At 59.7% G+C, this 24,422-nt stretch carries 19 protein-coding genes; 8 read left to right on the forward strand and 11 right to left on the reverse strand.

Annotated elements, in window-relative coordinates; all coding sequences use genetic code 11:
- Positions 1-34: 34 nt before the first annotated feature.
- From HMPREF2836_RS07870 to HMPREF2836_RS07880, 3 genes are all read left to right on the forward strand, one after another.
- The gene (locus HMPREF2836_RS07870; RefSeq protein WP_070630131.1) at positions 35-997 is read left to right on the forward strand and encodes an ABC transporter ATP-binding protein; all 963 of its coding nucleotides are present in this window, start codon (positions 35-37) and stop codon (positions 995-997) included.
- Positions 997-2,415 (forward strand): FtsX-like permease family protein, encoded by a 1,419-nt coding sequence (locus HMPREF2836_RS07875; protein WP_070630031.1) that lies wholly within the window; start codon positions 997-999, stop codon positions 2,413-2,415. The genes HMPREF2836_RS07870 and HMPREF2836_RS07875 overlap by 1 nt, the downstream gene beginning before the upstream one ends.
- A gap of 203 nt (positions 2,416-2,618) precedes the next feature.
- Complete coding sequence (locus HMPREF2836_RS07880; protein ID WP_070630032.1) at positions 2,619-3,374, forward strand: HAD family hydrolase; 756 nt, start codon at positions 2,619-2,621, stop codon at positions 3,372-3,374.
- 1,250 nt (positions 3,375-4,624) lie between these two features.
- Here HMPREF2836_RS07880 and HMPREF2836_RS07885 read toward each other — a convergent pair.
- The 4 genes from HMPREF2836_RS07885 to HMPREF2836_RS07900 form a co-directional block, all read right to left on the reverse strand.
- Positions 4,625-5,320: a methionine ABC transporter permease gene (locus HMPREF2836_RS07885; protein WP_012902834.1), complete on the reverse strand. Its 696-nt coding sequence runs from the start codon at positions 5,318-5,320 to the stop codon at positions 4,625-4,627.
- Complete coding sequence (locus tag HMPREF2836_RS07890) at positions 5,321-6,376, reverse strand: methionine ABC transporter ATP-binding protein (protein ID WP_070630033.1); 1,056 nt, start codon at positions 6,374-6,376, stop codon at positions 5,321-5,323.
- A 146-nt stretch (positions 6,377-6,522) separates the two neighbouring features.
- A complete protein-coding gene (locus HMPREF2836_RS07895; protein ID WP_005507550.1) occupies positions 6,523-7,407 on the reverse strand; it encodes a MetQ/NlpA family ABC transporter substrate-binding protein in 885 nt (294 codons plus the stop codon).
- 324 nt (positions 7,408-7,731) lie between these two features.
- Positions 7,732-9,498 carry a long-chain-fatty-acid--CoA ligase gene (locus HMPREF2836_RS07900; protein ID WP_070630034.1) on the reverse strand — a complete coding sequence of 589 codons (1,767 nt, stop codon included), beginning with the start codon at positions 9,496-9,498 and terminating at the stop codon, positions 7,732-7,734.
- A 147-nt stretch (positions 9,499-9,645) separates the two neighbouring features.
- Here HMPREF2836_RS07900 and HMPREF2836_RS09335 point away from each other — a divergent pair, with 147 nt between their 5' ends.
- Genes HMPREF2836_RS09335 through HMPREF2836_RS07910 form a run of 3 tightly spaced genes read left to right on the forward strand, consistent with a single transcriptional unit; the run spans position 9,646 to position 11,603 of the window.
- On the forward strand, positions 9,646-9,795 hold the full coding sequence (locus HMPREF2836_RS09335) for a hypothetical protein (RefSeq protein WP_005504480.1): 150 nt from the start codon (positions 9,646-9,648) through the stop codon (positions 9,793-9,795).
- Complete coding sequence (locus HMPREF2836_RS07905) at positions 9,795-10,457, forward strand: sugar O-acetyltransferase (RefSeq protein ID WP_070630035.1); 663 nt, start codon at positions 9,795-9,797, stop codon at positions 10,455-10,457. Before HMPREF2836_RS09335 ends, HMPREF2836_RS07905 begins: the two co-directional genes overlap by 1 nt.
- Before the next feature lie 33 nt (positions 10,458-10,490).
- Positions 10,491-11,603, forward strand: a complete 1,113-nt coding sequence (locus HMPREF2836_RS07910; protein ID WP_049346138.1) for a hypothetical protein — start codon at positions 10,491-10,493, stop codon at positions 11,601-11,603.
- A 159-nt stretch (positions 11,604-11,762) separates the two neighbouring features.
- On the opposite strand, the gene HMPREF2836_RS07915 is transcribed toward HMPREF2836_RS07910, so the two are convergent.
- The 6 genes from HMPREF2836_RS07915 to HMPREF2836_RS07940 all read right to left on the reverse strand — a co-directional run bounded on the left by HMPREF2836_RS07915 (position 11,763) and on the right by HMPREF2836_RS07940 (position 20,247).
- On the reverse strand, positions 11,763-13,238 hold the full coding sequence (locus HMPREF2836_RS07915; RefSeq protein ID WP_012902826.1) for a dihydrolipoamide acetyltransferase family protein: 1,476 nt from the start codon (positions 13,236-13,238) through the stop codon (positions 11,763-11,765).
- Between the two features lie 99 nt (positions 13,239-13,337).
- A complete protein-coding gene (locus HMPREF2836_RS07920) occupies positions 13,338-14,324 on the reverse strand; it encodes an alpha-ketoacid dehydrogenase subunit beta (protein ID WP_049357344.1) in 987 nt (328 codons plus the stop codon).
- Positions 14,325-14,326: 2 nt separating this feature from the next.
- Positions 14,327-15,493, reverse strand: a complete 1,167-nt coding sequence (locus HMPREF2836_RS07925; protein ID WP_070630036.1) for a thiamine pyrophosphate-dependent enzyme — start codon at positions 15,491-15,493, stop codon at positions 14,327-14,329.
- 413 nt (positions 15,494-15,906) lie between these two features.
- On the reverse strand, positions 15,907-17,034 hold the full coding sequence (locus HMPREF2836_RS07930; protein WP_070630037.1) for a histidinol-phosphate transaminase: 1,128 nt from the start codon (positions 17,032-17,034) through the stop codon (positions 15,907-15,909).
- Positions 17,035-17,266: 232 nt separating this feature from the next.
- Positions 17,267-19,639 (reverse strand): extensin, encoded by a 2,373-nt coding sequence (locus tag HMPREF2836_RS07935; protein ID WP_070630038.1) that lies wholly within the window; start codon positions 19,637-19,639, stop codon positions 17,267-17,269.
- A 14-nt stretch (positions 19,640-19,653) separates the two neighbouring features.
- The gene (locus HMPREF2836_RS07940) at positions 19,654-20,247 is read right to left on the reverse strand and encodes an ABC transporter substrate-binding protein (RefSeq protein WP_070630039.1); all 594 of its coding nucleotides are present in this window, start codon (positions 20,245-20,247) and stop codon (positions 19,654-19,656) included.
- Between the two features lie 291 nt (positions 20,248-20,538).
- Here HMPREF2836_RS07940 and purB point away from each other — a divergent pair, with 291 nt between their 5' ends.
- Positions 20,539-21,972 carry an adenylosuccinate lyase gene (gene purB, locus HMPREF2836_RS07945; protein ID WP_070630040.1) on the forward strand — a complete coding sequence of 478 codons (1,434 nt, stop codon included), beginning with the start codon at positions 20,539-20,541 and terminating at the stop codon, positions 21,970-21,972.
- A gap of 106 nt (positions 21,973-22,078) precedes the next feature.
- On the opposite strand, the gene HMPREF2836_RS07950 is transcribed toward purB, so the two are convergent.
- On the reverse strand, positions 22,079-22,960 hold the full coding sequence (locus tag HMPREF2836_RS07950; RefSeq protein WP_070630041.1) for a di- and tripeptidase: 882 nt from the start codon (positions 22,958-22,960) through the stop codon (positions 22,079-22,081).
- 273 nt (positions 22,961-23,233) lie between these two features.
- Here HMPREF2836_RS07950 and HMPREF2836_RS07955 point away from each other — a divergent pair, with 273 nt between their 5' ends.
- On the forward strand, positions 23,234-24,295 hold the full coding sequence (locus HMPREF2836_RS07955; protein WP_070630042.1) for an EamA family transporter: 1,062 nt from the start codon (positions 23,234-23,236) through the stop codon (positions 24,293-24,295).
- The last annotated feature ends 127 nt before the right edge of the window (positions 24,296-24,422 follow it).

Consider the following 24,422-nt stretch of genomic DNA (forward strand, 5'->3'; position numbering starts at 1 on the left):
TACTTCCGTTAGTTCATACCCAATGAAGGTTGTCATGACGCAGAATCCTCAATCTCAGAACCCGCAGTTCCAGGCTCAGAACCCGTATTCAATGACCCCTCCGCAGGCGGCGCAGCCTGCCGGTCAGTATTCCGCTCAGCAGGGTCAGCCTAACCAGCAGAGCCAGGCGGGCTACTATCAGGGCCAGCCGCAGGGCTACCCGGCTCAGGCACCTCAGCAGATGCAGCAGGCGCCCTTCGCGCGCGGCGCGATTATTTCTGCCCGTAACCTGCACAAGTCGTACGGCAATAACCCGGTGCTGCGTAACGTGAGCCTCGATATTTACCCCGGCGAGTCCGTGGCGATTATGGGTCCTTCCGGTTCCGGTAAGACCACCCTGTTGCACGCGCTCTCGGGCATTATCAAGCTCGATGCCGGTTCTGTGCTGTTCAATGGCCCGACCGGTCAGGTGGCGGTGGAGTCCCTCAGCGAGCGTGAGCGCACCTCCCTGCGCGCTAACTCGTTTGGTTTCGTGTTCCAGCAGGGTCTACTGGTTCCCGAGCTGACCGCGGAGGAGAATGTCTCCCTCGCCGCGATGATTGCCGGTGTTCCCCGCCAGCAGGCGCGTTCCATTTCGGCTGATCTGCTGAACCGTCTGGGTTTGGGGCAGATGCTGGACCGCCGTATGGGTGAGATGTCCGGTGGTCAGGCTCAGCGTGTGGCGATTGCCCGCTCCCAGGTGAACGGTGCCCCCGTGACTTTCGCGGATGAGCCGACCGGCGCGCTGGATTCGAAGACCGCGCGTGAGGTGATGGCGCTGCTGCTGACCATGATTCCGCAGCAGGGTAAGACTCTGCTGGTGGTTACTCACGACCCGAACGTGGCGGCGGCGTGCTCCCGCGTGGTGTACCTGCAGGACGGTCAGATTGTGAGCGACCAGCGCAATAACCAGGGCGGTGTTCCCGCTTCCCAGAACCACGCTCAGAGCTTCGGCGCTCAGTCTCAGGCAGGTGCATAATGCAAATCTATGCTCTACTCGCCAAGCGAACCCTATGGAGTTCGCAGGCGATTCTTCCCGTGCTGGCGTTTGCCGCCTCCTCGGCACTGTTTTTGACGGTTGCCGGTGGTGTTCAGGCGCTGAGTACTTGGCTTGAGCACGCCAACGTTGACCACGAAATGATCAACCTGATGGGCATTCAGAAGCTCTACATGGGTTTGGCGTGGGTTGCCGCTCTGGTGCTGATTGTTCCGCTCTTTACCTTGGGCGCTTCGGCTGCTCGTTTGAGTGCCCGCCGCCGTGATGAGCGTCTGGCGTCCCTGCGCCTGATTGGTGCCTCCACAACCCTGATTGTGGGTCTGTCTGTTGCGGACGCGCTGGTGTACTCTCTTGTGGGTTTCATCATCGGTCTGTTGCTCTACCTGGTGCTGATTTTCCCCTTTGGCGCTTTACACTTCATGAACGTTCCGCTGGGTGCTGAGAATATGCTCCTGCCGGTGAGCGTGATTTTCTACTGCTTCCTGGGTTGTATGGTTTTGGCGGCTCTCAGCTCCCTCTTCGGTCTGGCGAAGGTCAGCATCAGCCCGCTGGGTGTGCGTACCCGCGCGAAGGCTGGTTCCGCCGGTTACATTGCTCTGGGTATCGGTGTTGTTCTGGTCATTGCCGTGATGATTCTGGCTTCGACCTCGAAGGGTTTTAGCATGTTCTCACCCTTCCAGGACGGCGGTGCCGATAGTGCGATTAAGAACCTAGCGATTTTCATTGCTCTGCCGGGTCTGCTGATGATGGTTGCTATCGACCTGATTGGTACCTTCCTGGTGTGGGCATACGCAAAGATTCGTGTGCGCATGACCCAGAAGGCGTCGGTTCTGCTGGGTTACCGTGCGGTGCTAGAGTCCCCGCGCGGGGCGTGGCGTCAGGTTTCGGGTGTGGCGCTGTCGACCTTCTTGGTGACCTTCTTCGGCCCCATCCTGATTCTGGCGGGTGAGATGAACAAAACGGCGAAGGAGGTAGGCCCCGCCGCCGGCCCCTTCATGACCATCATGTCGGACATGTTCCAGGGCATGCTGCTCATGCTGTTCTTCTCGTACCTGCTAGTCACCCTCTCCGCAGTGCTGAATCAGAGCGCCGCCATTTACGAGCGTGGTTCGCTGTACTCTTCGCTGAATATGATGGGTACCCCCACAAGGATGTTGCAGGCTTCGCGCCTTACCGTGGTTTTCGGTCCGCTGGTGCTCATTAGCGTGGTTTCTGCGCTACTGGGTCTGCCGCTGACGGCGTTGATTGCGGCGCAGGGTCTTTCCGGTGAGATTCTGGCGAAGATGTTCGGTATGACCTTCGGCGCTATTGCGCTGGGTCTGGCGCTGGTCTATGTGGGCCTGTTGGCGACTATTCCGTTTATGCGTCAGGTGACTCACAAGCCGGTGTCCGCTCTCTAAGCTGTTTTAGCTTCTGCCCTCCCGTTGCGTCCGTTCTGGATGCGGCGGGAGGGTTTCTTTATGCCCGCGTTTGTGCTGCATACTTTTGTGCTGCGTGCTTATACTGCGTGCTTTTGTGCCCTCACCCGGTTCGCGCCCTGCATGTTTTCTCACGCACCGAGCCACCGCTTCCATAGCCTAAAACCCTGTGAGAGACTGACATTATGTTTGAACACACAGTACCCTCCGATTGGTTCCCCCGCTGCGCAATCTTCGACTGCGACGGCATCCTCCTCGACTCCGAGACCGTCTGGAACGATGTGCAGCGTGAGCTTTTCGCCCGCTGGTCTGTTCCCTTCACCGAGGAGGTGGAGCATCGCCTCACCGGCCTGGCAGCAGCCGATGTCGCCGAGGAGCTTGCACTGCTCTCCTACGAGGCGCAGAACGGCCAGAAGCCGAATGTTGCCTCCGCAGAGTACGCCGAACACCATGAACGCGTGATGAAGGACCTGCTCACCACCGAGCACGAGGTCATCAGCTCCGGCGTGGACCTGATTGAGGGTGCGCAGAAGTTCCTGGGCTTCCTGAGCGAGCACATGCCGGTTGCGGTGGCGTCGAACTCCACCGCGAACATTCTGACCCTGAAGATGGAAAGCTACGGTTACGCCCCGCTGGTGCGCACCTGGGTCAGCAGCAACGACGTTCCGGCCGGTAAGCCCGCCCCGGACATGTACCTGGAGGCGGCACGTCGCCTCGGCTTTGAAGGCCACGAGGCGCTGGCGTTCGAGGACTCCCCCGCGGGCGCGCAGGCGGCACGTGACGCCGGTACGAAGGTCATGATTTACGTTCCGGAAGGCACCGACCCGGCAAAGGCACCGGCCGGTTTTGGGCGCTTCGATTCGTTCAATGACCCGCAGCTCTGGGAGGCGGCACGCACCTGGATCGCCAAGCTTGAGGCGGCACAGCAGTCTGAGGTATAGCAGTCTATGGCGGCGCAGGGCTAAGCAGCAGGGCTAAGCACCTACCGTAGACACCTCACCGCGCCACCGCCTCACCTGATAGGCAGCATCAAGAAAGACCCCCGGCCCGCTCCTCAAGGAGCAGACCGGGGGTCTTCTATGCTTATCAGCTGCCTCTCTAGCACCCGCTCTTGTAGCCCTTTGACCTCATCAGCACTCTCGCGGAGCGCTACTTTTCCAAAGTCTCACTAAACGGTACCAATACAAAACATCACGAGAACCTGAACATTGGCAGGTTCTCGTGATGCTAGGTGTTTTAGAACTCCAAGGATGCTTATTTCGGCTGTTGCTTATAGAAAACAAAAGCGTACAGGATACTCATAAGTAGAACTACAACCTGAGCCAAAGGGTCAAGCCAATACACTTGTAAAATTACCACAGCCAACATAAAAAATACGGATTTTATGAAGGATGCCGCAGGTTGTACGTAGTTCTTATTTGCACGATATGCAGAGTACCCAACAAATCCACAAAGAATTAAAATACCGGCAACATTATAAAACATTGAATCATGCGAAGATGTAAAATAATAGAAAGAATAACCTGCGAAACATAATTCAGGTACCGGTATGTATCTAGTGTCGACCAACTTAATCACCTCAGATATTTATTCAATTTTTGCTGTCAGCGGTGGTATACCCCAATCTGCGTAGAACGCGATTCCACGTCCTTCTATACCGGCTCCGACAATAGCTGTTGATAATATCTCTAGTTTGATGTGAAACAGAACACTTTTATGATATCAATCAGCAAAATGGGAGTCAAAATTATTTTAGTAATGATTCAATAACAATTTGCGCCACTGCACACTATAGTATTTAGCTGCTAAAGCTCCCAGCCCGTTCTCTCTCCTCAGCAAACTTACATCCTAAGTCGTCTTATTGCGCTTCGGATGCTCCTCTGCCTTACACATTTCTAGGTTCTTATCGCAGATACAGCGGTAAACAGTCTTCACTTCCCCTGCTGCTTTCACCCACCTCTCTTCTTCTTTCCTACGTGCGTATGCTTTTTTCGCTGGTGCGCACCTGGGTCAGCAGCAACGACGTTCCCACCGGTAAGCCTGCCCCGGATATGTACCTGGAGGCGGCGCAGAACTAAGTGGCATCCGCCCTCCACCTCGTAGCAGCATCAAGAAAGACCCCCGGCCCGCTCTTCAAGAGCAGACCGGGGGTCTTCTATGCTTTATCAGCTGTACCTATAGGGGCACGAGCTTATCGGCGCATAACCTTCTTCGCCAGGAAGTTACCGATGAACTGAACCAGCTGAACCAGGACGATAATAATCGCCACAACAGCCCAGGTGATCTCATCGTTGAAGCGCTGGTAGCCGTCCACAATCGCGATCTTACCCAGACCACCGGCACCCACGTAACCGGCCATAGCGGACATATCCACCACGCCAATGACGAGGAAGGTGTAACCGAGGATCAGCGGGCCAAGCGCCTCCGGAATCATCACGGTGAACAGGATGGTCAGCTTTGAAGCGCCCATCGCACGCGCCGCCTCAATCACGCCCGGGTCAATGGAGACCATGTTCTGCTCCACGATACGGGCAATAGCGAATGCAGCACCGAAGCTCATCGCGAAGACCGCCGCATTCACGCCCAGGCGGGTACCCACCACGGCGCTCGTCAGCGGGCCCAAAGCCGCAATCAAAATAATGAACGGAATCGGGCGAATCACGTTCACCAGAATGTTCAGGATCGTGTACACGAAACGGTTCTGGAAGATGTTGCCCTCACGGGTGGTGTACAGCAGAGCACCCACAATCAGGCCGACCAGACCGGCACACAGCATGGTGATAGACACCATGTAGAACGTATCGCCGATAGCCGGGAGCAGCTTCTCGGGCAGGAACTCGGACCAGTCCGTCTTAGACGCAGCCAGCGGAAGAGTAGTAGCAAACATTTAGCGCACCTCCTGCACGCGGGCAACGGTCTTCAGTTCGGCAACGGCGGCATCAATGCTGGTGATTTCGCCGAGGAGTTCCAGGGTGAGGGTACCGTACGCCTTGCCCTGCAGAGTCTCAATACCGCCGCCCACAATGTTGAAGCGGACGTTACGGGCACCCAGGTAGGACAGCACCTTACCGAGCTCCTGGTTACCCTCCACGATTTCAACGTTGATGAGGTAACCCTTGTGGTTTGCGCGCAGCTCAGCCGCTTCCTTGCCGGTGGGGGCGAGCTTGACGGTGGTCGCAACAAACAGCTTTGCCACGTCGGTCTGCGGGTTGGAGAAGACGTCGTAGACGTTGCCCTGCTCCACCACGCGGCCGGACTCCATGACAGCCACACGGTCAGCGATGCTGGAGACCACATCCATCTCGTGGGTAATCACCACGACGGTCACACCCAGTTCACGGTTCACACGCTTGAGGAGAGCGAGCACTTCATGAGTGGTTTCCGGGTCCAGCGCGCTGGTGGACTCATCAGCTAGCAGCAGGGCGGGGCTGGTCGCGAGCGCACGAGCAATACCCACACGCTGCTTCTGACCGCCCGAAAGCTGGTTCGGGTAGTGGCCTGCACGGTCGGCAAGACCCACGAACTCGAGCATTTCCAGGGCGCGGGCGCGGCGGTCCTTCTTAGACCAGCCGGCAATCTTCAGGGGGAACTCAACGTTACCGAGCACGGTGCGGGAGTTCATCAGGTTGAACTGCTGGAAGATCATGCCGATGTTGGTGCGTGCTTCGCGCAGTTCGGAGTCGCGCTTGCCGGAAATTTCGAAGCCGCCAACGGTCAGGGTGCCACTGGTGGTGGTTTCCAGGCCGTTAATGAGGCGGACCAGGGTGGACTTACCGGCGCCGGAGTAGCCGATAATTGCAAAGATTTCGCCGCGGTTAATGCTGAGGGAGACGTTGTCCACAGCAACTACCGCCTTGGGGCCGTTGCCGAAGACCTTGGAGACTCCGTCCAGAACCACCATGGGCTCGGTGCTGTCACCGAAGCTCTGTACCAGTTCACTCATAAGTTTGTATCCGTTATATGTCGTGGTTGGGGCGCTAAAGGGCATTAACGCCGTTACGCAAAGGACGGTAAGCCTGTCGTGACCCGCATCGGGTGCTTAGACTTACCGCCTTTGCGTATGCCTAGAGGAGGCGTGTATTCAGAAGATTACTTCTTGGCGCGCAGCTTGGCTTCTTCGTTAGCCAGGGACTGACGCAGCTCGTCGGTGCTCACGTTGACCTCAACAGCGGTGCCGCGGGTCTCTTCCTGAACAACATCCATGACGGGCTTGGTGTGGAAGATTTCAACAATCTTCTTGTAGGTCTCGTCGTCAGCCTTGTCCTTCTGAGCAACGAAGAGGTTCACGTACTTGATAGCGGAGGGGTCGGTCTTGGGGTCGTCCTGAGCCAGTGCGTCTGCGGGCTTCAGACCTGCATCCTTGAGGAAGTCGTTGTTGACGACCGCGCCGTCAGCGGACTCCATGCCAACCACGGTCTGGGTTGCGTCGACGGGAGTGACCTTCACCTTGGAGTTAGCGGTGTCCACGTCGTCGATGGTGGGTGCGTCAACATCGGCGTTCTTGAAGGTAACCAGACCGTTGGTCTTCAGCAGCTTCAGCGCGCGTGCTTCGTTCACGGTGTCGTTCGGGATAACGATCTCGCCGCCCTGGGGGATGTCAGCCAACTTGGAGTGCTTCTTGGAGAACAGGGCCATCGGGTAGATGACGGTCGGGCCGACAATCTGCAGGTCCTTCTTAGCGCTCACGTTGTAGTTGGACAGGTACGCGATGTGCTGGAAGCGGTTCATGTCGATGTCACCGGCGTCCAGTGCGGGGTTCGGCTCGGTGTACGCGCTGAACTCCTTGAACTCAATGTCGATACCCTGCTTCTTAGCTTCTTCCTTCAGGGTCTTGTTGAACTTCTCAGAGCCAACCACACCGATGGTGACCTTCTTGGATGCGGAAGAGGAGGAAGAGGAGGAGTTGGTGGAACCGCAGGCTGCCAGGCCAAAGACCATGGGGACAACTGCGAGTGCAGCAGCAAACTTCTTCACGGCTATGAATCTTTCTGTTGAATGATGATGCGTTCCACCGGGTGCTCACGTTGGTACTAGCACATCCGATGGGAATGATGATGGGACAATTACAGCACGCACAAGGGCGGGTGTGGAAGTTAATGGCTATTCATGAGACACAGAACGTCAAGGTCGTCATATTTTGTCATAATTCGTCACACGCTGATTATTTCCAGGTCACAAAGCGTCATTGACGGTGTCATTGCCAGTGTATTCAGGCACACACAAAACGCCGGCCCGGGTTAAGAAAACCCAAGCCGGCGTCCATAGTGCCCACCCGTTACGGGCGGGCGGGGAATCAACCTACTGATCGAACTCGCCCGAAGCAATCAGCTGCTCACGCACCTTACGGCGCAGAACCTTACCCAGCATCGAACGGGGCAGATCATCCACCACCACGATGCGGCGCGGAACCTTATAACGAGTCACCTTCGAATAGCAGTGCTCACGCAGAGTATGCTCCTGCACCACCCGGCCCGGGGCGGGAACTACAGCGGCGACCACCATCTCGCCACCGGCGGGCAGCGGAATACCGACTACCGCCGCATCCGCGACCATGTCGTGCTGCTTGAGCGCGACCTCAACCTCCGTCGGGGAGACGTTGAAACCGCCGGTAATAATAACTTCTTTAATACGGTCGACAATCTGAATGAAGTAGTCCTCATCCAGGCGCACAATATCGCCGGTACGCAGCCAACCCTCGGGGGTGATGGTCTTCGCCGTCTCGTCCTCACGCTTCCAGTAACCAGCAAAACGCTGAGGGCCCTTCACCCACAGCTCGCCCTCTTCACCATCAGGCACGTCCTCGCCAGTTTCCGGGTCCACCACACGAATATCGGTGGAGGGGAACGGAACACCAATAAAACCGGCACGGCGAGTGTCATTGAGCGGGTTGCAGGACACCAGCGGCGCGCACTCGGTCAGGCCGTAGCCTTCCACCATGAAACCGCCGGACGCTTCCTCCCACTCGGCAACCAGCTCAGGCGGCAGGTTCATCGCACCAGAAACCGCGTAACGGATACCCTCCAGGGACACGCCGCGCTTCTTCGCCTCATCCATCAGGCGGCGATACACCGGCGGAACCGCAGGAAGAATGGTCGGGCGGGTCTTCTTCATCGCCTTCAAAATCAGGTCCATGTCCACGGTCGGGAACAGCACCAGGCGGGCACGGCACAACGACGCAATCGTCACGCCCAGGGTCATACCGTACGCGTGGAACAGCGGCAGAACCGAGTAAATCACCTCGTCATCGCCCGGGTTAATCCATGCCTCACCCATGCGACCGTTAGACTCCAGGTTGCGGTGCGTGAGCATCACGCCCTTCGGCAGGCCAGTCGTACCCGAGGTGTACTGCAGCAGCGCAATATCGTGCGCGGTCGGGCGGCGATGCGACGGGTCAATACGCTCGCTCTTCACCAGCTGAGTCCACGGCACCGTACCCGGCGCAGGACCGGTCAGCTTCTCACGCGAAGCACGCGCACTCTTCAACGGCAGCTTCAGCGCGGTACGCATCAGCGCGGGCATCGCCGAAATCATGTTCACCGAATAAATATGGTTCGGGCGGATATCCGCCGGAAGACCCGTAATATGCGAGGCGATCTTATCCCACACAATCGCGACCTTCGCGCCGTGGTCCTCAAACATGTGGCGCAGCTCCGCGCCCGTGTACAGAGGGTTATGCTCCACCACAATCGCGCCCAGGCGCAGAATCGCGTAGAACGCCGCAATATGCTGAGGGCAGTTCGGCAAAATCAGCGCCACACGGTCACCCGCCTGCACACCAGCCACACGCAGACCCTCCGCAGCACGCTCAATCTGGTCCCCCAACTCAGCGTAGGTCGTGGTCGCGCCAAAGAACTCCAGCGCCACCTTGTGGGGTACGGTGCGAACCGCCTCGTCAATGAGGTGGCTCAGCGAGGTTTCGGGCAGCTCAATATCGCGGGCAGTCCACGGGGAATAATTCTTCAACCAGGGGCGATGCGCCAACGGATGCGCACCAGCCGATACGCCAGCGGGGGATGCAGGTGCCGCCGCATCCTGCAGATTCGTGTTCTTCTGAGCCTCAGTCATGCATTGATTGTGCCTTCCCACACCCTCACGCTTCAACTCAGCACCGTTTCTTTCCACGCTGAAAATCACACGGTACACCCGCCCCAGATACCGCAATAAACATCGAAACACTAAGGCAGAACCCCGCAACTCTGGGATACTTAAAGCATGAGTAAACGACAGCAAGACATCACTGACGAGCAGTTCAAGAAGCTCCTCCGCGAAATTTCCAAACGATTCGCTATCGCCGGAGGAGTCGTTATCCTGTTCGGAATGGCCATCATCGCACTTGCTTACCTTCTGGGAGGAGCCCACTAATGCACACCCCGCAGCGCCCCAACGGCGACATCTTCAACCGCATGGTCTCCGGCGCCGCCTACATGCCCGACGCCGAATGCGTCGCGCAGACTAAGCGCATCCACGCTGCAACCGTCCTCGCCGAAGAACACTACGCACGCGGCGAGCAGGCACAGGCAATGCACGTCTACCGTGAACACCTCGGCCACCTGGGCGAGCACTCGCACATCCGCCCCGGCGCACGCTTCGACTACGGCGTGAACACCTATATTGGTGACGGCTCCTTCTTCAACTTTGGCTGCGTCTTCCTGGACGTCTGCCCGATCCGCATCGGCTCCACCGTGCTCGTCGGCAACAACGTACAGTTCCTCACCCCCACCCACCCGCTCAACCCGATCGACCGCGCCGCATACTGGGAAGGTGGCGAGCCCATCACCGTTGAAGACAACGTCTGGATCGGTGGCGGCGCCATCATCCTGGGCGGTGTGACCATCGGCAAGAACTCCGTGATTGGCGCGGGCACCGTCGTCACCAAGGACGTCCCGGCTAACTCCCTCGTGGTGAGCAACCCCGGCCGCGTGGTCCGTACCCTGGACGAGAACGAACGCCCGGCATACCCGCACACCTACTCCGCAGAAGCCCTGGAAGAAGCACGCGCCTTCTACGCTGACCGCAACCGCTAAATCAGCACCCAGGACTAGAATCCAAAGGATTTAATGAACGCACAGAACAACACCCCGCAGCAGCATCCGGCCGCCGCGGCGTCCTCCCCCACCGAAAGTGACCTGTGGGAGGCGGCATTCTCCTCCGACGACCCCACCGTGGTTCTGACCGATGAGGAGCTGAACGCGGCACGCCGCGCCCACGAAAAGGCGCGCGAGGCGGCCTCTTCGGCTCAGTCCTCCGCGCAGTCCTCGCAGGATGCGACCCGCCCCCTCACCGAAGCGGCTACCGCAACGCAGCCGCTCCTCTCCGCAAACAGCACCGCTCAAAGTGCAGACTCCGGCGCTGACTTGGGCGAACCCGCTACCGACAACCTCAGCTGGCTCGACAAGCCTGCAGCCCCCAGCACGGACAACGTGCGCGGCGGCGTAGCTAGCGCACCCCCTACCGCACCGACCGCAGCGGCAAGCTACGAGGTGCCCGCACCCGGCAACGCCCATGCGGCACCCAGCGCCCCGCAGGCTGCCCCCGCGGCAGATGACCACTTCGTCATCCCCACCCCCGCAGGTGATGCCGCTGGCTCGGAACCCATCCTCACCGCCGCAACCGCACTGTCCATGCAGAAGAGCCGCTACTCCCGCATGCACCTACTGCCCGGCCTGCTCGGCTGGCTGATCACCATCTCCCTCATGGACGGTGGCCTGTGGGCTATCCAGTCGTGGCTGACCCTGACCGGTCAGAGCGAGTCCATCGAATACGCCTCGGTGGTCTCCCGACTCTTCAGCGGCGCGTCGAACGCCGTGCCGGTCGCGGTGGCGTTGAGTGTGCTCATTTTCTTCGCTTACCTGGTGGGCGGTTACGCGGCGGGACGCATGGCACGATTCGCCGGCGCGAAGCAGGGCATTGCCGTGTGGCTCTGGCAGATTATGGCGCTCATCCTCGGATCCCTGGCGACCTTCCTCATGCCTCAGCTGTTCCAGAATAGTGTTGCGTCCCTGTCGTTGCAGAAGCTGATTGCGGGCGATTTCGCGAACGGCCTGCTCGCGGTTCTGCTGGTTCTGGCGTTGAGCTTCCTCGGCGCTATCCTCGGCGGCCTATTGGGACGCCTGTACCACCGCCGCGTGGACAAGTACCCGAGCGACCAGGTGGCACGCGAGGACGCCTAGTCTTCTAAGCACCCGCGCCTCGTTGCGATAGGGATAAAACGTGCAGAAAACCTCCGGTACCTTACGAAAGGTACCGGAGGTTTTCTGTATCTAAGTATCTGTATCCTAAACGGCCTTAGCTACCCAGCAATACGGCGCTGACTAGCCAAAATGTTCCGCTTAGTGGTCCAGCAGCAGTGCAGGCTCCTCAAGAATCGCAGCCACATCAGCCATGAAACGAGCTGACAGGTCGCCATCCACCACACGGTGATCGAAGGAGCCACCCAGGGTCGTCACCCAGCGAGGAATGACCTCACCATCAACCACCCACGGCTTCTGCTTGATCGTACCGAAGGCAACAATCGCCACCTCACCGGGGTTAATAATCGGGGTACCCGTATCAATACCCAGCGAACCGATGTTCGTAATGGTCAGGGTGCCGTTCGCCATCTCAGCGGGCTGAGTCTTACCCTCACGGGCGCGAGTGGTCAGGTTGTTCAGCGCGATAGCCAGCTCACGCAGGGACAGCTCCTGAGCGTCCTTAATGTTCGGAACCATCAGGCCGCGCGGGGTCGCCGCAGCAATACCCAGGTTCATGAAGTGCTTAATCTGGATTTCGCTATCGGTCCAGGTCGCGTTGACCTGCGGGTTACGCTCAGCAGCCCAAATGACCGCGGCGGCAAGTACCAGCAGCGGGGTGACCTTCACGCCCTCAAAGTGGCGGGACTTCTTCAGGCGCTTCACGAACTCCATGGTGCGGGAGGCATCAACATCCACGAAGATGGACACGTGCGGGGCGCTAAACGCCGAAGCAACCATAGCCTTCGCGGTAGCCTTACGCACGCCACGCACCGGGATGCGCTCAATGCGGTCACCGGGGGTGGCTGCGGGCTGCCAGAACGGCTGGCGGGCGCCGCTATGCTGCACATCGCTCAGGTGCGCCACATAGTTCATGAGGTCCTGCTTGGTCACCTGGCCGCGCGCACCGGTAGCGGTCACGTTCGCCAGGTCAACACCCAGCTCCTTTGCGGCAAGACGCACCGGAGGCGGCGCGAGGGTCGGGCGGTGCGGAACCTGCTCAGGAGCCAAAGTCGGCGCGGGAGCCGCTGCGGGCTCGGGTGCCAGACGCTGCACCACCGAGTTCAGCGGGGTGTTCTCCACAAAGCGGGAGGCGCGCTCAGCCAGCTCGCTCAGCAGGCCCTGGTTGCGGTTCGCCGAGTCGGCGGGGGTGTGCGCCACGGGTGCCTGAACAGCCGGTGCGACCGGTGCCGCAACAGCCTGTGCGGGCTGGGCCGCGGAGGCGGGGCGCTTGCGGGCGCGGCGCTTCACAGCGTCCGCCTTGGGGCCGGAGCCGACCAGTGCGGTGCCGGACTCAGCCTCTGCCGCGGCGGGTGCCGCCGGGGTTGCGGGTGCGTTGTCGCCGCCGGAGATGCTGATGATCGGGGTGCCCACCTCAACGGTTTCGCCTTCGGCAACGAGCAGCGCCTCGACGGTGCCGGCGAAGGGCGAGGGTAGTTCCACGACGCTCTTCGCGGTTTCAATTTCGACGAGGACGTCGTTGATGGCGACCTCGGTGCCGACCGCTACCTTCCAGCTGAGGATTTCTGCTTCGGTCAGGCCTTCACCCACATCAGGGAGCGGGAAAATCTGGGACATTTTTACCTCTCACTAGGGCATATACCCTATATGGAATATTCTGTGCGGGTTCGCAACCCGCCATAGCGCAACACGCTGATACGTCAGATCAGGGAATGCCTAGTAGTCAAAAGCGCGGTCAACCGCCTCAAGAATACGGTCAATATCGGGCACGTACTCTTCCTCAACACGGGAAATCGGGTACGGCATGTAGTAGCCGCCAACGCGAATCACTGGCGCCTGCAGGCTGTAGAAGCAACGCTCCGTAATCGCCGCAGCCAACTCACCGCCCATACCACCGAAGGTCGGCGCCTCGTGCGCAATAATCAGGCGGCCAGTCTTCGCCACCGAAGCAGCAACGGTCGGCACGTCCAGCGGTGAAATCGAGCGCAGGTCAATAACCTCAATCGAACGGCCATCCTCCACCGCAGCCTCTGCCGCAGCCAGAGCAACCGGCACCAGCGGACCGTACGCAACGATGGTCGCGTCCGTACCCTCACGCACCACCTGGGCGCTGAACGGATCAAAGGAAGTGTCGCTAAAGTCCACTTCACCCTTGAGCCAGTAGCGGCGCTTCGGCTCAAAAATAATGACCGGGTCGGGGCACTCAATCGCCTTGCGGGTCATCCAGTACGCCTCGTGCGGGGTCGAAGGGGTCACAATACGCAGACCCGCGGTGTGGGCGAACAGCGCCTCCGGGGACTCGGAGTGGTGCTCCACCGAACCAATCACGCCACCGTACGGAATGCGGATAGTCACCGGCACTGTGTACTGCTTATCGGTGCGGTTGTGGATCTTCGCCAGCTGGCTCGTGATCTGGTTGTATGCGGGGAACACGAAGCCGTCGAACTGAATCTCCGGCACGGGGCGGTAGCCACGCAGGGCCATACCGATGGAGGTGCCGATAATGCCGGACTCGCCCAGGGGCGCATCCATGACGCGACGGTTGCCGAAGCGCGCCTGCAGGCCCTCAGTCACACGGTACACGCCGCCGAGCTTGCCAATATCCTCACCGAGCATGACGACGGTGCGGTCGGCTTCCATGGCGTCTTCCAGGCCACGGGTAATCGCCTTAGCGAGGGTCAAACGTTCAATTTTCTCGCTCATGCTTACTCCTCCTCAAAGCCTGCAACGTAGTTACGGTAGAACTCGCGGTCGTCTTCCACCTGCTGATGCTCCTGCACGTAGACGCGGTCGAAGAAACGCTCAAAGTCGGCAACCTCAGAGTTCAGCACTGCCTCACGCACGCCGTTCGCGATCTGCTGGGCGGATTCTGCAACCTCTTCGAAGAAGGCATCGTCGGCGTAGCCGTTATCGCGCAGGTGCTTCTCCAGGCGCAGCATGGGGTCACGGCGCAGGGGACCTTCCAGGTCGGCATCGGTGCGGTACTTGGTGGGGTCATCCGCGGTGGTGTGCGGGCCGAGGCGGTAGGTCTCAGCCTCAATCAGCACGGGGCCTTCACCGGCACGGATCTTCTCCATGGCGTAGCGGGTTGCGGCGAGCACGGCGAGAACGTCGTTGCCGTCCACGCGAATACCCTCGAAGCCGTAGCCTGCGGCGCGGGTCGACACCGGCACGCGGGACTGCACCTCGAAGGGCACCGAGATAGCCCAGCGGTTGTTCTGCACGAAGAAGAGCACCGGCGCGTTATAGGAGGCAGCGAAAACCATGGACTCGTGTGCGTCACCCTCGGTGGAGGAGCCGTCACCGAAGTAGACCGCCACGGCGGGCTTCTGGGTGTCCTCGGCGGGGTCGGTTGCCTGGCCCTGACCGGTGCGGCGGGTGCCGGTTTCAGCCTCGATGTCGGCGTCGAAGTTCAGACCCATAGCGTAGCCGACGGCGTGCAGGGTCTGGGCGGCAAGCACCTTGGTGTAGGTATGGAAGTTGTGTGCCTTCATGTCCCAGCCGTGGGTGGTGGAGCCGCGGAAGATGGTGATCAGGTCGCGGAAGTCCACGCCACGCGTCAGGGCGACGGCGTGCTCACGGTAGGAGGGGAAGATGTAGTCGTTGGGTGCGTAGGCGAGTGCGGAGCCGACCTGTGCGGCTTCCTGGCCTCGGCTGGGCACCCAGAGGGCGAGCTGGCCCTGGCGCTGCAGGGCGGTTGCCTCGTCGTCGAATCGGCGGGTGGTGTACATGAGGCGGTATGCCTCGCGCAGGGGGTCTGCGTTGACGTCTTCGATGTACCGGCTGTAGGTGGGGTGTTCGTGTACGGTGCCGTTTTCATCCATGAGCTGGATGCGTTCGGGCACTCCGGGGTACTTGTCGTTCTCGTGCATCTAACCTCCACACGTGACGAGGGCTTGGCCCTCAGCGGCTTGGGTTTTAGTCTCAACGTTCACCTGATGGTGCAGGGTTTGAGCTGTTCCGGTAGGCCTGTGAGGGTCTGGGCATATATAGTTACCAGTCTACTCTTTCCGGCTTTATCTCGCGGCAGTTACGCTGATAACGCAGTGTATTGTGCCCTGTCATTCACTATTTGAACATCATTAAATTAAACCTCCCATATATTCTTTTTCAGGAATATATGGGAGGTTTAATTTAGCCATTAAGCGCTTTTTCGAGCCGCCATTTTTCCCACGCGAGAACCATTTGAAAAGCCTAAACGAACCTCGACTAGGGAAAATAGTACATTGTTCAATTAGGGTTGAATTAGGGTCAGGTGCTCACCCACTCCCCTTTACCAGAGGCTCTAGAGACCCTTCGCGAAGACCTCGCATAGCGAGAGGAAACGGTCGTTCGCCTCCACCTCACCGATGCTCACGCGCACGCCCTCGGTACCGAACGCACGCACCGACAGCGCGTGCTCAGCCATCAGCTGCACAAACTCACCCGTACGCTCCCCCAGGGGCAGCCACACAAAGTTCGCGTAAGTGCTCGGGAACTCGTAGCCCAGCTCGCACAGGCGGGCGGTCACGCGCTCACGCTCAGACACCAGGTGGCTCACGCGCTCCATCACCGCATCCTCATGCTCGATGGAGGCGATAGCCGCCGCCTCCGCCAGCGCCGTCACCGCGAACGGGGTCGCCGCCACGCGCAGGTGCTGCGTAATCTGCGGATGCGAAATCGAGTAGCCCACGCGTAGACCCGCCAGGCCCTGCGCCTTGGAGAAGGTGCGCAGAATGATGACGTTCTCGTAGTCACAGTAGATATCCAGGCCGTTCAGCGGAGGCTCTTCACCCTCCTGCACGGTGGAGGCAGCGCAGAATTCGAAGTACGCCTCATCAATCACCACGGGAATGTGGGAGGGCACCTTCGCCAGGAACGCACGAATCTGGCTTTCGGTGACGGCGGGACCGGTCGGGTTGTTGGGGGTGCAGACCAGAATCAGGCGGGTGCGCTCGGTGATGGCGGCGGCCATGGCGTCCAGGTCGTGCGAGCCGTCGGGCAGGTTCGGCACCTGCACGCTGCGAGCGCCCATGATGCCGACAAGGATCGGGTACGCCTCGAAGGAACGCCAGGCGTAGATGACTTCGTCCTGAACGCCGTCGGCGTTTACGCCGGCGAAGGTTTTGAGAATCTGGTTGAGCGCGCCGAGACTACCGGCACCGGTGACGATGTCGTCAGCGTCCACACCCAGTCGTGCGGAGAGCTTCTGTCGCAGGGCGGTGGAGAGCGGGTCGGGGTAGCGGTGCGCGGTCGCAAATTCTGCGAGGACGCGCGCAACCTCGGGTACGGGGCCCAGCGGGTTCTCGTTGGAGGAGAGCTTGTACTGGGTGAGGCCTTCAACGGGTGCGGGCGGCTTGCCTGCCGCGTAGCTGGGCAGGGTGTTGAAGACGGGGCGGACCGGGATGTTGGCGTGTTCAGCTGACTGGCTCATGCTTCCAGTATGTGCCTGCGGGCGGCTCGGAGGCTAACGCTTCTCACCTGGAGAGCAGGTCGCGAGCAAGCTGTACCTGTGCAGGTAGCAGAGACTAGCCGCGAGCGCTGTACGCATAGATGGAGGGGCGCCGCCGGGTATTGGACCGGCGGCGCCCCTCTTCTCTTCTCTACTCTACTCGTCCCCTCCACCCTCCACCGAGCCGTCAAGATTGGTTCTTGAGATTGGGCTTTTAGACCATCAGGGGTTCACGCTCCTCGAGGGGAGTCAGGTCCTCGGGAGGGCCTGGTGCGCGGAACCCGGGATCGATATTCTCGGGCGGAGTTGGTGCGAGGAATCCCGGGTCAATGCTCTTGGGCGGGAGCATGGGCGCAGGTTTCAGGTCCGGCAGCGTGGGGATGAGCGACTCACCGCCGTCGTAATCTCCGCCCTGTCCGGATTGGAAGATTGGAGGATTCTTGAGAGCAGAACCCACACTAGGGAGCTGCAATTGCTCGATGAATGGCTGAGTAACAGCCTTTTCGATGTGCGTATGCAGATCTGCAGGTTTGGGCAGAATGTCCGGCGGAATCAGACCTGCAGGGGGTAGCTGCCCCTCTGCCTCGATTCGATCGGGCATCTTGATGGGCCCAGGCTCCGGACGACTCAGGTCCCCGGGCATCTTGATGGGGGCAGGCTCGGGGCGGCTCAGGTCGCTCGGCATATTGATGGCGGGCGGCAGATGCTGCGGGTTGTATCCCTGCAGGAGGGGCACCTTGGGCATCTGCGGCACAGGCATTTCGGGCCATGCAGGCTGCGGGTTCTGAGATTCCTGCGGAGTCGGCTCGGGGTGAGGGATGGTCTTTTGGACGCCCTCGATGACGGCAGGGAGTGTCCCGCTGAACTTCCCCCCTACATATTCTGCTGTTTGCTGTACCCGTTCCACCCGATCTCTAATATCTTGAAGGCCCTTAAACTTACCGCCCGTTCCTTGTTCAATCGCTTCGTCTATACCCTTCTCGTCAAACTTAACTCCAGATTTATGGGCTTGGTCTATGTAAGTTCCGAGACGTGCGAGTGTTACGCCCTTTCGCTCAGCCGAGCTGTACCCGTCTGGCATGGCAGAGCCCGAGGTAACCTTCTGTTCCCCCAGCACATACTCTTTGCCGTCCATTGCCGCACGCATGCCACCAAATACCGCTCCACTATATCCTTCGCGTTCTAGGGTTTCTCGATATTTTCCACCATCATGTTCAGGATTCTGGACTGTGATTGGCGTATCACGGTCGTCAGGACGCCATCCATCTTCTCGCCATGCAGAGTCAGGAACCCAGTCTCCTTCTCCTTCCACGTAGTCCACGGCGAAACCACGGCGTTTGGCGGGCAAACCCCGCAGCGGAGTACCTTGAGCATAGATACCCATAATGTTGATTTCTTTGGCAACCTCGAGACTATTAGCCATGTTGTAGGCAATCATGGCGCCCTGGCTGAAACCCTCCATGTACACGCGTGCGCCCTGAGGTGCCCCTGCATCACGCAGGGCCTGCAAAACCATCTGGTAGGCGGGATTCTTCAGAGTATCTTCACCTAACGTTTCACGCATAGCGCCTGCCGGATCAATGGGAGAACCGCCCCATGAGGCAAAATTAGTACCCGGAATACTCACCACATACAGTGCATGGGCTGGGTCGCCTTCATGTCCTGCTTCGTACATGACGGTAACAAGCACTGCACCGCGCTCGCCCCTACTCGCATCTTGCTGGGAACGTTCGAACTCCTGGTCCTGTGCCTTGGCAGCCACCTGCAGACGGTCCGAACTGACGCCTACAGAGAGCTGGCTTTTCTCGCCACGATGTGCAGCAACACCGTATTTTTCAGCTGAGGTGGTAGACACGCTATACGCCCTCTTATCGGCCTCCGGGCCATGGAGGGGACCTACAATGCCAACTCCATTCTTTTCCAGTACTTTCTCAATGAATTCCTGGGACAGTCCCGTCATAGCGGAGAATCTGCTAGCAATACGCGGACGCGCAATCTCGGGGTTCCATTTGGCGTCGAAGTAGGCGGCTACGCCGAAGAGGGCGAGAGCGGTTAGAGGCGAAAAAGGCAATGTCCGAGAGGCCGCGAAATACCCAAGCTCGGGAATGGTGAGCTTAACGAAATAGGTGATATTTCCGTATCCTCTTGCGATAAGTCCGCGGATGTAGTCCTGGCTACTGCGCCCGTCGGGTAGCTTTCCACCGTGCGTCTTACCTGTGAACTCAAACCAGCCTGCGACAATATTTTCGGTCTGCAGGTAGGAGCTGTGGGCGGCGCGGACGGCTGCTGCGGTGGCACCGAACTTTAGCGCGCTTCCGCCGAGGTCTGTAGCGAGGCCGGCGCAGAGGCCAGCAGCCTGCTGGGCGCGTCCGTTGATGCCGAGGAAGAGCCGGGTTTCGGCGGCGATGCCGAGAATCGGCATGGTTCGGTCGGCGCAGGTGCGGCTGACGGTGTCGAGCCCGTCGGCGATGGCGGGCATTTCTTCGAGGGTAACGCTGATGGTACCCCCAGTAAGCACACCAGGCCCAGTGGGGTCTACGGGCCCGGAGAGGTCACCGATGGGTGCAACGGTGGGTCCGGTAAGCATGGTTTCTCCTGAGGTTAGTGGGTTCGGATGAGCGAGCTCAGCCCGTCGGGCAGGTTTACGTGCATGAGTGAATCGAGCGCTGACTGGGCTTTTTGCACGCCTGAGCGGGCGATAATTTCGCCGGGGTTGAGTTTTTCGAGGGCGTCCGCGGCTCCGTTGGCGAGTTTGCCGAGTAGGTTATCTACGGCGGAGGCGGCGCCTTTGATTGCCTGCGCCTTGGAGGTGAGGTCGTTGGCGAGTTCTTCACCTGCGGCGGCGATCATGGCGGCGGCGCTTTCGGCTTGTTCGGCTTGGTTGCGGATTTTTTCGCGGTGTTCTTCGAGTTGTCGCCGGTAGGCGCGTCCGGCTTCGGATGCCCAGTGGTCGCCGTTGAGTTCGTTGGCGCGTTGGTGTGCGGTGCGGATTTCTTGGGCTTCGGTACGCATCCTGTGGGCGAGTTCTGCGCCTTTGGCGCGGGCGAGGGCGGCTGCGGCCATGAGCTGCTCGGCGAGGGCGTGGCCGGGGGCGGTGCCGATGCCCATGTGTCCTGCTGCGCGGAGGATATCGGTTGGTTCGATGTGGGGCATCTGGGGTGCGGGAGGTGGTGCGGTGTCGACGATCGTGGTCACGGAGCGTCCTTTCGGTGGTTGGGCTGGTTGTTTGTGCGCCTATTTCTGTCCTGTGTTTGGGTTTGTTTTAGGCTAAATCTGCCGCGGTGACCGTGCAGGTGGAGTGCGCCAACCTGTGGATAACTCAGGCTTGTTTCGAAAAATTCGCACGTTTTGCGTCCTCAAAACCCAAAAAATTCCCCCTCCGCGTCCCCTCGTTTTGTCATATTTCTGTAACTAACCAAGCCGCCCGTCACGTCCACATGCTCTTCCCGCCTCTTTTTTTCAGCGAATTCATGCAAAAATAGAGCTATGTCTCACACCAATAACACCTTCTTGCCTTCTGGCCGTATTGACCTGGGCACCGGCGAACTTGCGCTGGGCCCCCTGGACGGACGCTACGCATCCGTGACCGCGCCCCTGACCAACTACCTTTCTGAGGCGGCTCTGAACCGCGACCGCATCCACGTTGAGGTTGAGTGGTTCATTTACCTGTGCGAGCACGAGGTGCTGCCGGGTCTGTCCCCGCTGAGCGAGGAGCAGAAGAAGGGCCTGCGCGCCATCGTGACCGATTTCAACGCTGATTCTGTGGCGGAGCTGGCTGAGATTGAGGCTGTCACCGTTCACGATGTGAAGGCGGTCGAGTACTACATTGGCCGCCGCCTGGAGGGCCTGGGCCTGGGTCACCTGGTGCCGCTGGTTCACTTCGGCTGCACTTCTGAGGACATTAACAACCTCTCCTACGCGCTGGGTATCAAGGATGCCGTTGAGAACGTGTGGATCCCCGCCGCGGAGGAGCTGATTGATGTTCTGCTGAAGCTGGCTGAGGACGGCCGCGACGTGCCGATGCTGTGCCGCACTCACGGTCAGCCGGCGACCCCCTCCACCCTGGGCAAGGAGATGGGCGTGCTCGCCTACCGCCTGAAGCGCCAGGTCAAGCACGTGAAGGCGACCGAGTTCCTCGGCAAGATTAACGGTGCGACCGGTACTTACGCCGCGCACTACGCCTCGGTGCCGAGCACTGATTGGCAGAAGATTTCTCGTGGTTTTGTGGAGCACCTGGGTCTGACTTGGAACCCGCTGACCACTCAGATTGAGTCGCACGACTGGCAGGCTGAGCTGTACTCGGATATCGCGCACTTCAACCGTGTGCTGCACAACCTCTGCACCGATGTGTGGAGCTACATTTCGATTGGTTTCTTCCGTCAGATTCCGGTGGCTGGTGCGACCGGTTCGTCGACTATGCCGCACAAGGTGAACCCGATTCGCTTTGAGAATGCGGAGGCTAACCTGGAGCTGTCCAACGCTCTGCTGGATTCGCTGGGTTCGACCCTGGTGACTTCTCGTTGGCAGCGTGACCTGACTGACTCGTCGGCGCAGCGCAATATCGGTGTGGCGTTCGGTCACTCGGTGCTGGCTATCTCCAATGTGGTGAAGGGCTTGCAGCGTCTGGATATCGCAACCGACGTGATTTCCGCTGATCTGGATTCCAACTGGGAGGTCCTGGCTGAGGCGATCCAGATGGTGATGCGCGCTGAGGCTATCGCGGGTGTTCCCGGCATGGAGAACCCGTATGAGCGTCTGAAGGAGCTGACTCGCGGTCACCGCGTGGATGCAGCTCGTCTGAAGGAGTTTGTGGCTACTCTGGGCCTTTCCCCCGAGGCTGAGGCGCGTCTATCGGCTCTGACTCCGCACACCTATAACGGTATTGCGGCTCAGCTGCTGGATCACGCGAAGAACGCTTAGTCCGTAGCAAAGGATTAAAAACTAAAGACCCCGGTTCCCTGTGTTTAGGGAGCCGGGGTCTTTAGTGTGTTGGGTCTTTGCTATGTTCTGTTAGCTGGCGAGGATTTTAGCGGCCGAGCATGCGGCGGTGGCCGGTTTCGGTGTCGTGGCCCTTGCCGCGGGTGAAGACCTTGCCTGCCGCCTTACCTGCATCCTTGACGCCCTTGAGGAGGGCACCAGCCACACCGGAGGGGCTTTCCGAACCTTCGCCGCCCTGTACGCGGGGTGCGCGCGGGGTGATCATGAGCTCTGCGGGGAAGTACGCGGGTGCGTCGCCAAAGGCACGGCGGGTGTTGCGCACGACGTCCTTGCCGAGGGTCAGGTTTGCGCCGCCGCCAACGACTGCGCCAACGCCGAAGGGCAGGGCGCGGCCGAGCAGTGCGCCGGTCTGGCGGGTGAGGAATCGGCGGATGAACAGGTTGCGGATGGTGCGTTCAACGCTGAACATCTTGCCGCTGGAGGAGTTGCCGAGCAGCATGCCCCACTTGTTGGAGATGCCGCCTGCCTTGCCGGTCTGCAGTAGCACGGTGTTCATGAGCTGGGAGCCTTCTTCACCGAGCATGATTGCCATGACCATGGAGCGGGCGGTTTCGGCGTCGTGCACGTGCACGCCGTGCAGTTCTGCGACTGCCTGGGCGTAGAGGGCGGTGCGTTCGAGGTAGCCGCCGACTGCGAGCGCGGACAGGCTCATGGAGGTGACGGTGCCGACGCCGGGCACGAATGCGGATGCGCCGGTGACGCCGCCGATAGCGGTGATATCGCGCAGGTAGGTGCGGTCGAGGCGCTTGTGGATTTGTTCGGGGGTTTCGTCGGGGTGCGCTTCACGGAGTTTTTTGACGATGGACAGCGCGAGCGGTCGTTGCATGCGCAGTACGTTGTCGAGGGTGGTGGTTAGCGCGGGACGGGGGTTGCCGTCTTCATCGAATAGAGACTTCTTCGGGTCAAGCATGCTCTCAGTAAATCACGGCTGGGTGAATATTTCCTGGATATAGGGGGTTGTGGTGGGGTGCGGGGGTGAAATTTCACCGAGGGCGTGTGGTTTTTTGTCTGCTTGTTAAGGTGTTTTGGTCTTTATTTGCGCCGGATTTTAAAGCGCGTAAAATTGTCGTAGATTACACACTATTCATTGTTTGCATAGTGCGTGACCTGTTTCACGACGATTCGGGGTCGCGCCTGATGACAGATAGCGGCTAATACCTCTTCTGGACTAATAAGGATTGCTATGACTTCTTCCACCCATAGGCCCAATGCTGCGCGTTCCCCCGTCATGACTCAAGGGTTGGGTGTTGCGTACGCGACCGGCGCGATTATTTCGGCGCAGTTCGGTGCGGCTCTTGCTAAGCAGCTGATGGGTGATTTGGGCCCTTGGGGCGTGGTGACTCTGCGCCTGCTGACCTCCACCATTTTGATGTGGGCGTTTTTCCGCCCGCAGATTCGTTCGTGGACTCGCGCGCAGTGGCTGACAGTTATTGTCATGGGTATTGCCCTGACCGGCGCGAATGCGTTCTTCTATGTGGCGATTGAGCAGGTTCCGCTGGCGATTGCGGTGGCTATTGAGTTCATGGGTCCGCTGGTGTTGGCGACGGTCATGTCGCGCCGCAAGCTGGATTTGGTGTGGATTGCTCTGTCCTTTACGGGCATGGCGATTCTGACGGCTGAGTCGCAGGCGAAGCCGGAGGATTTCGCCCTGGTGGGTGTGTTCTTTGCGGTGCTGACCGCTATTTCTCGTGCCGCCTACATTCTGGCGACGGAGAAGGTGGGCGCGCTCATCCCGGGTATGGGTGGCATGGTCATGGGTAACGCTGTTTCGACCCTGTTGGTTCTGCCGTTCCCGTTTATTCTGAGTGGCAATAACCTGTTGAAGGTCACTCAGGATGTGAACCTGCTGGCTATTGGCTGCCTGATGGGTCTGCTGGCTTCTGCCCTGCCGGCGCTCGGTGAGGTTTCTTCGCTGCGTCTGCTGCCCGCGCATATTTATAGCGTGGTGCTGTCCCTGGAGCCTGCGATTGCGGCGGCTGTGGGTATTGTGATGCTTGGTGAGGCTACCGGCCTGGTCCGCTGGGTTGCTATTGCTCTGCTGGTGGCTGCGAGTATCGGTATTTCAATTTCTCACGCTCGCGCGCAGAAGAAGGCTCAGGAAGACGGCACTATGGAGGATCCCGATCGCTACCTGCCCGGCGCGGTGGATGCCCACGCGGTGGATATTGCGCAGATGGCAACAAGTTCCATTACGCTTCCGTCGGCTGCGCAGATTAAGGCTGACCGTGAGGCGAAGGGCCTCTAATCTGCTGAACTGTAGCCGTGTCAACGGTTTCTAGCACCCCCGGGTGACGAGTAGGATAGTATCTCGTGTTGCCCGGGGGCGCACTCTTTAACTGCTCTTAACTGCGCTGGTCAGGTTCTTGCCCCCT

This window comes from Rothia sp. HMSC065C12, assembly GCF_001812085.1.
In the GTDB taxonomy this organism is placed as follows: Bacteria; Actinomycetota; Actinomycetes; order Actinomycetales; family Micrococcaceae; genus Rothia; species Rothia mucilaginosa.

Excerpts from the sequence above, each read along its gene's own strand:
- HMPREF2836_RS07870 (WP_070630131.1), top strand. The coding sequence starts at position 35 with ATGACGCAGAATCCTCAATCTCAGAACCCGCAGTTCCAGGCTCAGAAC.
- HMPREF2836_RS07875 (WP_070630031.1), top strand. The coding sequence starts at position 997 with ATGCAAATCTATGCTCTACTCGCCAAGCGAACCCTATGGAGTTCGCAG.
- HMPREF2836_RS07880 (WP_070630032.1), top strand. The coding sequence starts at position 2,619 with ATGTTTGAACACACAGTACCCTCCGATTGGTTCCCCCGCTGCGCAATC.
- HMPREF2836_RS07885 (WP_012902834.1), bottom strand. The coding sequence starts at position 5,320 with ATGTTTGCTACTACTCTTCCGCTGGCTGCGTCTAAGACGGACTGGTCC.
- HMPREF2836_RS07890 (WP_070630033.1), bottom strand. The coding sequence starts at position 6,376 with ATGAGTGAACTGGTACAGAGCTTCGGTGACAGCACCGAGCCCATGGTG.
- HMPREF2836_RS07900 (WP_070630034.1), bottom strand. The coding sequence starts at position 9,498 with ATGACTGAGGCTCAGAAGAACACGAATCTGCAGGATGCGGCGGCACCT.
- HMPREF2836_RS09335 (WP_005504480.1), top strand. The coding sequence starts at position 9,646 with ATGAGTAAACGACAGCAAGACATCACTGACGAGCAGTTCAAGAAGCTC.
- HMPREF2836_RS07905 (WP_070630035.1), top strand. The coding sequence starts at position 9,795 with ATGCACACCCCGCAGCGCCCCAACGGCGACATCTTCAACCGCATGGTC.
- HMPREF2836_RS07910 (WP_049346138.1), top strand. The coding sequence starts at position 10,491 with ATGAACGCACAGAACAACACCCCGCAGCAGCATCCGGCCGCCGCGGCG.
- HMPREF2836_RS07915 (WP_012902826.1), bottom strand. The coding sequence starts at position 13,238 with ATGTCCCAGATTTTCCCGCTCCCTGATGTGGGTGAAGGCCTGACCGAA.
- HMPREF2836_RS07920 (WP_049357344.1), bottom strand. The coding sequence starts at position 14,324 with ATGAGCGAGAAAATTGAACGTTTGACCCTCGCTAAGGCGATTACCCGT.
- HMPREF2836_RS07925 (WP_070630036.1), bottom strand. The coding sequence starts at position 15,493 with ATGCACGAGAACGACAAGTACCCCGGAGTGCCCGAACGCATCCAGCTC.
- HMPREF2836_RS07930 (WP_070630037.1), bottom strand. The coding sequence starts at position 17,034 with ATGAGCCAGTCAGCTGAACACGCCAACATCCCGGTCCGCCCCGTCTTC.
- HMPREF2836_RS07935 (WP_070630038.1), bottom strand. The coding sequence starts at position 19,639 with ATGCTTACCGGACCCACCGTTGCACCCATCGGTGACCTCTCCGGGCCC.
- purB (WP_070630040.1), top strand. The coding sequence starts at position 20,539 with ATGTCTCACACCAATAACACCTTCTTGCCTTCTGGCCGTATTGACCTG.
- HMPREF2836_RS07950 (WP_070630041.1), bottom strand. The coding sequence starts at position 22,960 with ATGCTTGACCCGAAGAAGTCTCTATTCGATGAAGACGGCAACCCCCGT.
- HMPREF2836_RS07955 (WP_070630042.1), top strand. The coding sequence starts at position 23,234 with ATGACTTCTTCCACCCATAGGCCCAATGCTGCGCGTTCCCCCGTCATG.